This window comes from Nocardia sp. CC201C, assembly GCF_030010695.1.
GTDB classification, from domain to species: Bacteria; Actinomycetota; Actinomycetes; order Mycobacteriales; family Mycobacteriaceae; genus Nocardia; species Nocardia otitidiscaviarum.
The window spans coordinates 1-8,125 of sequence record NZ_JASCXP010000344.1; the positions used below are offsets into that span (position 1 = coordinate 1).

Sequence of the window (8,125 nt, forward strand, 5' to 3'; positions counted from 1 at the left end):
AGCCTCCACAAGCCGCCATGGTGGTGCTCGCGGACGAACTCTGCGAATCCACCACATTCGTGCCATACCCCCGCAGCGCGCCGAGGTTGGTGCGAGGTTATGTCCGTCGTCGCTCGTGGCGTCCCGCAGTTCGGCCGAGACGATGCCGAATACCGGCGACATCCTGCCGGTCTTTGCCTCTGCGGGGTCGAGCGTGAGTGATATCCCATTCACGCCGCACGATTCACGCCGCACGCCGCCATAGCCGCGTATAGCATCAGTTGCTATCATGGGCTTCATGACCAGGACCATCACCCAGGCCGAGCTGCGAAACGGCAGCGCTGCCGTCATGGACGCCCTGCTTGCGGGTGATGACTTCATCATCACCCGCAACGGCCGACCCGTCGGCGAACTTCGCCCAATCACCACGAGGCGAACCGTGAGCGCAGCCGAGGCAAAGCGCCGATTCGCCCGATTCGCCGATATCGCTCACAGCGCTGCGGAACGTGCGGAAATCGACGAAGCCTTCGGCGAGGACCGATTGGATGACTGACTCGAATCTCGCCTTCCGCCACCCGGTCGGACTATTGGATACCTGCGTATGCATCGACCTCCCCCTGATCGATGAAGCCGCTCTACCGGTCGAACTCCGAATCAGCACAGTGACACTGGCCGAATTGGGACTGGGCACGGCAATGGCCACCACCGCGGAGGTACTGGCAGTTCGCACCGAACGCCTCCTCGAGTTCGAGCACACCTTCGACGCCCTGCCGTTCTCCTCCACTGCGGCAAGGCGATTCACATCCATGGCGAAACTCGTCGTCGCGGCCGGGCGCAACCCCAAGCCACGACGGATGGACCTGATGATCGCCGCCATCGCCTCAGCGAACGACCTCCCCCTGTTCACCCGCAACCCGGACGACTTCAAGGGAATCGAGCCTCTGCTCACCGTTGTCGCCGTCTGACCGACGCACTGCGCTCGCGGGTGACCATGCCATCCGGCCAGCCGGCGGCCAGCGGCCGCCGATGGGGGCGAGATCCCCGATCAGTTCGTCGAGAACGAGTTCTTCCTCGATGCGCACACCGTGCCGGTGCAGTGTCGGAGCCAACTCGGCGTCCCAGGCCGCGATTGATCGAGCGACGTTCCAGGCTCGTCAGCGGATAGTGCAGCTGTAGACGAATCGACGCCACTCACCGTGCGGTATCGTGACCGCCCGCTTCCAGGCGACGAAGCCCTCCGTCAGCGGACCGGGCGATCCCGGTCAGGCTATGTCGACCGTCCGGCGAAGCGATTGCGGTACCTGCGCGGCGAGATTCCCACCTCCTGTGTGAACGCCGCCCGGAATGTGACCGGCGAACCGTAGCCGACATCGAACGCGATCCGCTCCACGGGATGATCGGTCACCTCGAGCAGTTCGCGAGCAGCTGCCACTCGCTCCCCCGCGACCCACCGGATCGGCGTGGTCCCGACATCCCGGTCGAACCGGCGGGCCAGGGTGCGGGGCGACATGTTCGCGGCCCGGCCGAGTTCGTCGAGGGTGATCGGCCGGTGCAGGTTCGCACGGAGCCAGCAGCGCAGCTCGTCGAGCCATGCCGCGGCGTCGTCGAGTGGTTCGGCGTGGGTGTACTGGGCCTGGTCGCCGTCTCGATGGGCCGAGATCACGAGGTTCCGGGCGATCATGTTCGCGGCCCGGTCGCCGTGATCCTGCCGAATCAGATGCAGGCACAGGTCGAGACCGGCGGCCGAGCCCGCACTGGTGAACACGCCGTCGTCTTCGACGTAGATGGCGCGCGCATCGACCTCGATCCGCGGATACATGCGCTGTAGCAGCGGTGCGTGCCGCCAGTGGGTGGTTGCACGGCGGCCGTCGAGCAGACCGGCTTCGGCCAGCGCGAAGGTGCCGGTGCACAGGGCCGCCAGCCGCGTGCCTCGGTCTGCTGCCGCGCGCAATTCGCGGACCAGCCGCTGGCCCACCGATCGTCCGGGTGGCACGGCGGGAACCAGCACCGTGTCGCTCTCGGACAAGGCGCCCAGCGGACGTTCCGGGCTGAGCCGCGCACCGGTATGAGTTCGTACCCCACGCAGATTGCCGCAGAGCGTCACGTCGTAGAGCGGGCCCGTCCGGTAGTCCCAGTCGTATCCCAGCGCTTCCAGCGGCATACCGATCTCGAACAGCGTCATGCCGTCGACGAGTGGGATCGCAACGGTCGGCCGGCGAACAGTCATCGTGTCAAAATCCAATCGCTCTATGTCCATCTTGCCACTCGTATCCAGGCCGGTCCACTGCGACTGTGGAGGTATGCACGACGTGACTCGGCTCCCGACAGCTACCGACGATTCCCGCTGCGGCGCGACCCGGTGGATCCAGGAACTCGCCCGGCGATTGTGGTCGGGCCTGCGTCACATGGCGTGGGGCCTGGACGCATTCGCCCGCATTCAGCACGGTCTCGACGTGCCGCCGGACCATCCGGCTCGGGCAGCGAACGCGGGGTGAGCCAGCCCAACCACCGACCAGGCGCGACATCGGCAATGGTCTGGGTCGAACGGACCTCACCGGCCAGTCAGGTCACGTGATCGAACCTGTCACCTCACAGTGCAGCAGACCCGCGCCGCACCGCTGCAGCGGCGGTCGCGGATGGACGGTGTCACAGCGTGAATCGGACGAGTTCGGTGCGCTTGGTGATGCCGAGCTTCGGGTAGGCGCGGTAGAGGTGGTGGCCGACGGTGCGGGGACTGAGGAACAGTTGGGCGGCGATGTCGCGGTTGCTGAGTCCGGCCGCGGCGAGCCGGACCACCTGCAGCTCTTGGGGAGTGAGGCGAGCCGCGGGGTCGTGATCGTGCGGGCGGGCGACCGGGCGGTCGCCGAGCGCGGTCAGTTCGGCGCGGGCTCGGTCCGCCCAGTCGGTGGCCGCGAGTCGCTCGAAGATGCGCGACGCCTCGGACAGGTGGGTGTGGGCCTCGGTGCGGCGGCGCTGCCTGCGCAGCCATTCGCCGTAGAGGAGTGCGGTGCGTGCGTAGTCGTAGGTGTGTTCGCCCTCCGCGTGCAGTCGAAGGGCGGTGCCGTAACACTTTTCCGGGTCGTCCGTCGCCGACAGGGCGAGGCAGCGTTGCACCAGCGCGTCGGCCTGCGGCCGGCGGGTGTGCTCGGCCCACTCGGTGAGTGCGGGCAGATGCCGATCCGCCTGTGCCGTCCGGCCGCCGCGGATGGCCGCCTCCATGTGATCCGGAATGGCTCGAACCAGGAAGTCCCGGCGACCGGGCCCGGTGCAGACGGACTCCAAATATTCCGTGGCCGTGTCGAATCGGCCCTGACCGAGGTCGAGCAGACCGAGCGCCCAGGTGGCGAGGGCGGCATTGGTGGGATGCCGAGCCCGGTCACGGAGCATGGTCGCGGCGTGGGTGCGGCAGCTGTCGGCGTTGCCCGCCACCGCCGCCAGCCACGCCGGGATGGCGGACATGATGAGGGCCTGGGTGTGCTGGCCCAGTTCGGCCGACGTCGACAGTGCCTCGGTGACAACGGTTTCCGCGTCGCGGAAGCGCCCCTGGAGCAGCAGCGCGATCGCCAGCGGCTCCTGGGCGTAGGGGAGCCAGCCGAGCGCACCCGAACGGCGGGTATCGGCGACCAGCGCCTCCAGTATCTCGGTGGCGGCCCGATCGTCGATGATGAGCGCCAGATATCCGGCCAGCACCCGCTCCACCATGCCGGGCATGCGTCCCTCGCGCGCTGCGGATATCAGCCGACGCATACCGGCCGTGCCCGAGCGAGCGCGGCCGTCGAACAACTCGCCAACGCCGATCATGCCGTCGACCACCGGCCGCAGCGGATCGTCCGGTGCGAGCCGCACGTCGGCGAGCAGTCGCGCGGCACGGCTCACCAGGTCGTGCGCGCCGCCGTCCTTGGCGCATCCGATGGCGTCGGTGAGCATCGAGACCGCTTGCCGCGGCAGGGTGTCGACTATCGGTGCCGCGCCCGCCAGCATCAGGGCGGCGGCGGTGGTCGGCGAATCACGCTCGTAGGCGATCTGGGCTCGGACCCAGCTGAGGTCGGCGAGAACGGTTCCGCTGGTGGCGATTTCCGCTGCGGTGCGCGCGCAGTCGGCGGCCTGGTCGAGGGCTCCGGCGTCATAGGCCGCGCGAGCGGCGGCGGCGAGTCGTCGGCTGCGCTGTTCCGGATCGGGACTCAGCCGGGCACTGCGTTCGAGTGCGTGCGCGACCGCGGCCGTCCCGCCGCGTCGGGCGGCACGCCGGGCCACCTGCTCCAGGGTGGCGGCGGCGGTCTCATCGACGGTGATGGTGGCCGCGGCCAGATGCCAGGCGCGATGGTCGGCGTAGTCGGCCCCGGTCAGCGTGTCGGCGAGGCTCCGGTGCGCGTCGAGTTGCCAGTGGCGGGGCGCACTCTGGTAGGCGGCGGTCCGAATCAGGGGATGCCGGAACGAGATTCGCTGGGCGGACAGCTCGATGAGGGCGGCCTGCTCGGCCGGTTCCAGGTCGGCGGCGCTCAGTCCGAGCCGCTCCCCGGCACGCACCACGATCGGCGGATCCGCGGTGACATCGGCCGCGGCCAGCACCAGCAGCCGCCGCGTCGCCTCCGGAAGCGCTCCTATCCTGGCGCTGAAAGCGGCCTGCACCTGCCTGTCCACGGGCAGCGGCTCGACGGGTAGCGACCACGTGCTGCCCGTCGCCGCGCGCGAGGTGATCGCCGCGGTGAATTCGATGATGGCGAGCGGGTTTCCGCGTGCGTCCGCCAGGATCCGGGCGCGCATCGGACCGGTCAGGTCGCCCGCCCGCTGATCGAGCAGTGCGGTCGCGCCGACGCGGTCCAGCGCGGCGAGCCCCATGGTCTCCAGCCCGGCGGCCGGGAAGTCCGGGACATCCGCACGCGCGGTGAACACCATGGCCACCGGCTCCTGCCGTAATCGCCTGGCGGCGAACAACAGCGCGTCGAGGGAGGCTCGGTCGAACCAGTGCGCGTCATCGACGAGGCATACCACGGGGCCGTCGGCGGCCAGCTCGGACAGCAGCGACAGGGCGGCGACATTGGTCAGGAATCGTTCGCCGATATCGTGGTCGGACAGGCCGAAGGCGGCGCGCAATGCCTGCGCCTGGGGCTCCGGCAAGGTGGCGAGTCGATCCAGGTAGGTGTGGAACAGCAGGTGCAATCCGGCGAAGGGGACCTCGACCTCCGACTCGATGCCCACGCCGCGCAGCACGCGCAGCCCCACTGCGGCGCGTTCGGCGCGGTCGAGCAGTGCGGTCTTGCCGATCCCGGCCTCACCGCGGATCACCAGGGCGCCGCCGTGCCCGTCGCGCGCGTTCGCGAGCAGGCGCTCGATGCGCGCCAACTCCTCCGCCCGCCCGAGTATCACCACTGCACGGTAACAACCGGCCGCGCTCGCGGGGGGCGAAGCCGGACCGGTGCGGTCCAGGTCCGGCGCGCCCTCGGTCTACCGTTGGCCGACGCGGGTCATGGTGGAGTCGTAGCCGCCGCCCCCGGGGTACACCCAGGCCCCGTCCATCACGTCACCGGCGGGGTCGAACGAGCCCCGGAAATACGCCGGTGACCCCTTCTCCCCGGCCCAGATGGTGAGCGCGTCGCCGTCCATCTCGTACACGTAATCCAGCGTCTCGCCCTTGTCGCCGTAATACCTGCTCTTGATGTCGGCGCTGGGTTCCTCGGCTCCGAAGGGCCGCTCCCGCCCGATCACCTCCATCCCGACGATCCGTTCCCCGTACTGCTCCAATTCCACATCCTGGATCAGGAACCGCCGCCCGGTCATCCAGCGGTAGGTGACGGTTCCCACCGCACCCCCGGTGACCCGCCACGTCCCCACCAGCCGATCCAATGCGGCCACTGCGGGATCCACTGCCTGATCGACATGCTCGCTCATCGTCATCTCCTCTGCGTGCTCACCGCGGATGCGGTCGCTGTCATCACGAGGACGACGGTATGAGTGGGCCTATCGGTACCCGCATCGGTCGAATTACCGGTGGGCGTGGCGAGGTGTCGCCGGTAGCGGCGACGCACCGGGGCGGTAACGGTGCTCGACTACCGAATCCGTTCGTAGACGGTGGCGTTGGCCAGACCTCCTGCCTCGCACATGGTTTGCAGGCCCCAGCGGGCGCCGCGGTCGTGCATGGCGTGGACGAGCGTGGTGGCGAGGCGGCCGCCGGAGGCGCCGAGGGGGTGGCCGATGGCGATGGCGCCGCCGTTGACGTTGACCTTGGCGAGGTCGGCTCCGGTGTCGTGGGCCCAGGCCAGGACCACGGAGGAGAAGGCCTCGTTCACCTCGAAGAGGTCGATGTCGGAGAGTTGGAGTCCGGCTCGGTGCAGGACCTTTCGGGTGGCGGGGATGACGGCGGTCAGCATGAGCAGGGGGTCGTCGCCCGCGACGGCGAAGCTGTGGACGCGGGCGAGGGGACGCAGGCCGAGCTGGGCGGCTCGTTCGCTGGTCATGATGAGCACCGCGGAGCTGCCATCGTTGATCTGGCTGGCGTTGGCGGCGGTGATGTTCCAGGAGATCTCGGGGAAGCGGGCCGCCATGGCCTCGCTGTGGTAGGCGGGGCGCAGGCCCGCGAGGGTGTCGAGGGTGCTGCCCACCCGGATGCCTTCGTCGGCGGTGAGTCCGGCCAGTGGGGCCAGCTGGGCGTCGAAGGATCCGTCTTTGGTTGCGCGGGCGGCTTTTTCGTGGCTGGACAGGGCGAACTCGTCGAGCTGGGTGCGGCCGAGATTCCAACGGGCGGCGATGAGTTCGGCGCTGATGCCCTGCGGGACCAGGCCCTCCGGGTACCGTTCGGCGAACGCGATGCCGGTGATGTCCTGCGCGCCGATCAGGTTGGCTCCCATGGGAACCCGGCTCATGGACTCCACACCCGCGGCCACGGCGATGTCGTACGCGCCCGCGATGACGCCCTGGGCCGCGAAGTGGATGGCCTGCTGACTGCTGCCGCACTGGCGGTCGACCGTGGTGGCGGGTACGGATTCGGGGTATCCGGCGGCGAGCGCGGCGCGGCGGGTGAGGTTGGAACCCTGCTCGCCGACGGCGGTGACCACGCCGCCGATCACGTCGTCGATGAGTTCGGGGTCGATGCCGCTGCGCGCCACCACTTCTCGCAGGCTGTGCGCGAGCAGGTCGACCGGGTGCACGTCGTGCAGGGCTCTGGTGGGCTTGCCCTTGCCCACGGGGGTGCGGACGGCTTCGACGATGACTGCGTCTCTCATGGCGATTCCTTCGCATAGGCCGCTGCGTCGCGGCCGACCTTCCGGCGGCTGGCTCAACCGCCCTAAAGCCAGATTAGGAGCTGGCGATAGTTGAGGCAAGTCAGCGAGAGTATGATGAGCGTCATGTCGTTCGTCTTGGAAGGACCGCTCAGGGACCTGAGCGCATGGAAACCCGAGGGCTGCTCGATCGCCAAGGCCCTCGACATCGTCGGCACCCGCTCGGCGATCCTGATCCTGCGCGAGGCGTACTACGGCACCCGCCGCTTCGACGGATTCGCCGCGCGCGTGGGCATCACCGATGCCGCGGCCGCCAACGCGCTACGCAAGCTCACCGCCGCCGGGCTGCTGGAGAAACGCCCCTACCAGGAAGAGGGCAAACGCACCCGGCACGAATACGTGCTCACCCCGATGGGCTGGGACCTCATTCCCGCGGTGGTCGCGCTGTGGCAGTGGGGCGACAAGTACCTCCAGGACGGCACCCCGCCGCTGGAGCGCCTCGAGGACACGACGGGCGAGCCGGTCCGCGTCGAGTTGGTCAGCGCCTCCGGCAACGAGGTCGCCCCGGAGCACCTGCGCGTGCGCGTCAACAAGAACTGGCTGCGCCGCCACGGCCGCCTGCCACCGGCCTCCTGACCACGGCCGCCTCCTGACCGCAGCCGCGGGAAACCCGACGGACAGGCCGACCCCGCCGTCCCGGCCCGCGACGGCTGTGCGCCACGTCGGGGCTGCGAAAGGGGCGTGCCCACCCGCCGCCGACGCTCGGTCGCCACTTCGCGATATCGCCTGTCGCGTCCGGCATGTGTGCCCCGGCGCGCCCCGACCGGGTGCCGATCCCCGCGTCCGGTCGCGGTGTCATGCCCGCCCGGACCGGGTGGCAGTGCCGAGCTTGACCGGACCGGGTCGAGTGCCCGGCCCGCCCGGACCGG

7 protein-coding genes are annotated in these 8,125 nt (G+C 69.6%); 3 read left to right on the forward strand and 4 right to left on the reverse strand.

The genetic code is table 11. From position 1 onward, the window contains the following. Window positions 1-277: 277 nt before the first annotated feature. Both QK444_RS27675 and QK444_RS27680 read left to right on the forward strand, forming a co-directional pair. A complete protein-coding gene (locus QK444_RS27675; protein ID WP_282785086.1) occupies window positions 278-532 on the forward strand; it encodes a prevent-host-death protein in 255 nt (84 codons plus the stop codon). Beyond that, entirely contained in the window at window positions 525-944 is a 420-nt protein-coding gene (locus tag QK444_RS27680; RefSeq protein WP_282785087.1) for a type II toxin-antitoxin system VapC family toxin, read from the forward strand. Before QK444_RS27675 ends, QK444_RS27680 begins: the two co-directional genes overlap by 8 nt. 302 nt (window positions 945-1,246) lie before the next feature. Here the strand turns inward: QK444_RS27680 and QK444_RS27685 are convergent, their stop codons facing one another. The 4 genes from QK444_RS27685 to QK444_RS27700 form a co-directional block, all read right to left on the reverse strand. Then, window positions 1,247-2,206 (reverse strand): helix-turn-helix domain-containing protein, encoded by a 960-nt coding sequence (locus tag QK444_RS27685; protein WP_282785088.1) that lies wholly within the window; start codon window positions 2,204-2,206, stop codon window positions 1,247-1,249. Window positions 2,207-2,625: 419 nt separating this feature from the next. Further along, the gene (locus tag QK444_RS27690) at window positions 2,626-5,346 is read right to left on the reverse strand and encodes a LuxR family transcriptional regulator (protein WP_282785089.1); all 2,721 of its coding nucleotides are present in this window, start codon (window positions 5,344-5,346) and stop codon (window positions 2,626-2,628) included. 78 nt (window positions 5,347-5,424) lie between these two features. Further along, window positions 5,425-5,868 carry a hypothetical protein gene (locus tag QK444_RS27695; RefSeq protein WP_282785090.1) on the reverse strand — a complete coding sequence of 148 codons (444 nt, stop codon included), beginning with the start codon at window positions 5,866-5,868 and terminating at the stop codon, window positions 5,425-5,427. Window positions 5,869-6,026: 158 nt separating this feature from the next. Then, on the reverse strand, window positions 6,027-7,199 hold the full coding sequence (locus tag QK444_RS27700) for a thiolase family protein (RefSeq protein WP_282785091.1): 1,173 nt from the start codon (window positions 7,197-7,199) through the stop codon (window positions 6,027-6,029). Between the two features lie 111 nt (window positions 7,200-7,310). On the opposite strand from QK444_RS27700, the gene QK444_RS27705 reads away from it, so the two are divergent. After that, window positions 7,311-7,832 (forward strand): helix-turn-helix domain-containing protein, encoded by a 522-nt coding sequence (locus QK444_RS27705; RefSeq protein WP_282785092.1) that lies wholly within the window; start codon window positions 7,311-7,313, stop codon window positions 7,830-7,832. Window positions 7,833-8,125: the final 293 nt, after the last annotated feature.

What these genes read in the sequence shown, in the direction of transcription:
- QK444_RS27695 (WP_282785090.1), bottom strand. Translation starts at nt 5,868, where the DNA reads ATGAGCGAGCATGTCGATCAGGCAGTGGATCCCGCAGTGGCCGCATTG.
- QK444_RS27685 (WP_282785088.1), bottom strand. Translation starts at nt 2,206, where the DNA reads ATGACTGTTCGCCGGCCGACCGTTGCGATCCCACTCGTCGACGGCATG.
- QK444_RS27700 (WP_282785091.1), bottom strand. Translation starts at nt 7,199, where the DNA reads ATGAGAGACGCAGTCATCGTCGAAGCCGTCCGCACCCCCGTGGGCAAG.
- QK444_RS27705 (WP_282785092.1), top strand. Translation starts at nt 7,311, where the DNA reads ATGATGAGCGTCATGTCGTTCGTCTTGGAAGGACCGCTCAGGGACCTG.
- QK444_RS27675 (WP_282785086.1), top strand. Translation starts at nt 278, where the DNA reads ATGACCAGGACCATCACCCAGGCCGAGCTGCGAAACGGCAGCGCTGCC.
- QK444_RS27680 (WP_282785087.1), top strand. Translation starts at nt 525, where the DNA reads ATGACTGACTCGAATCTCGCCTTCCGCCACCCGGTCGGACTATTGGAT.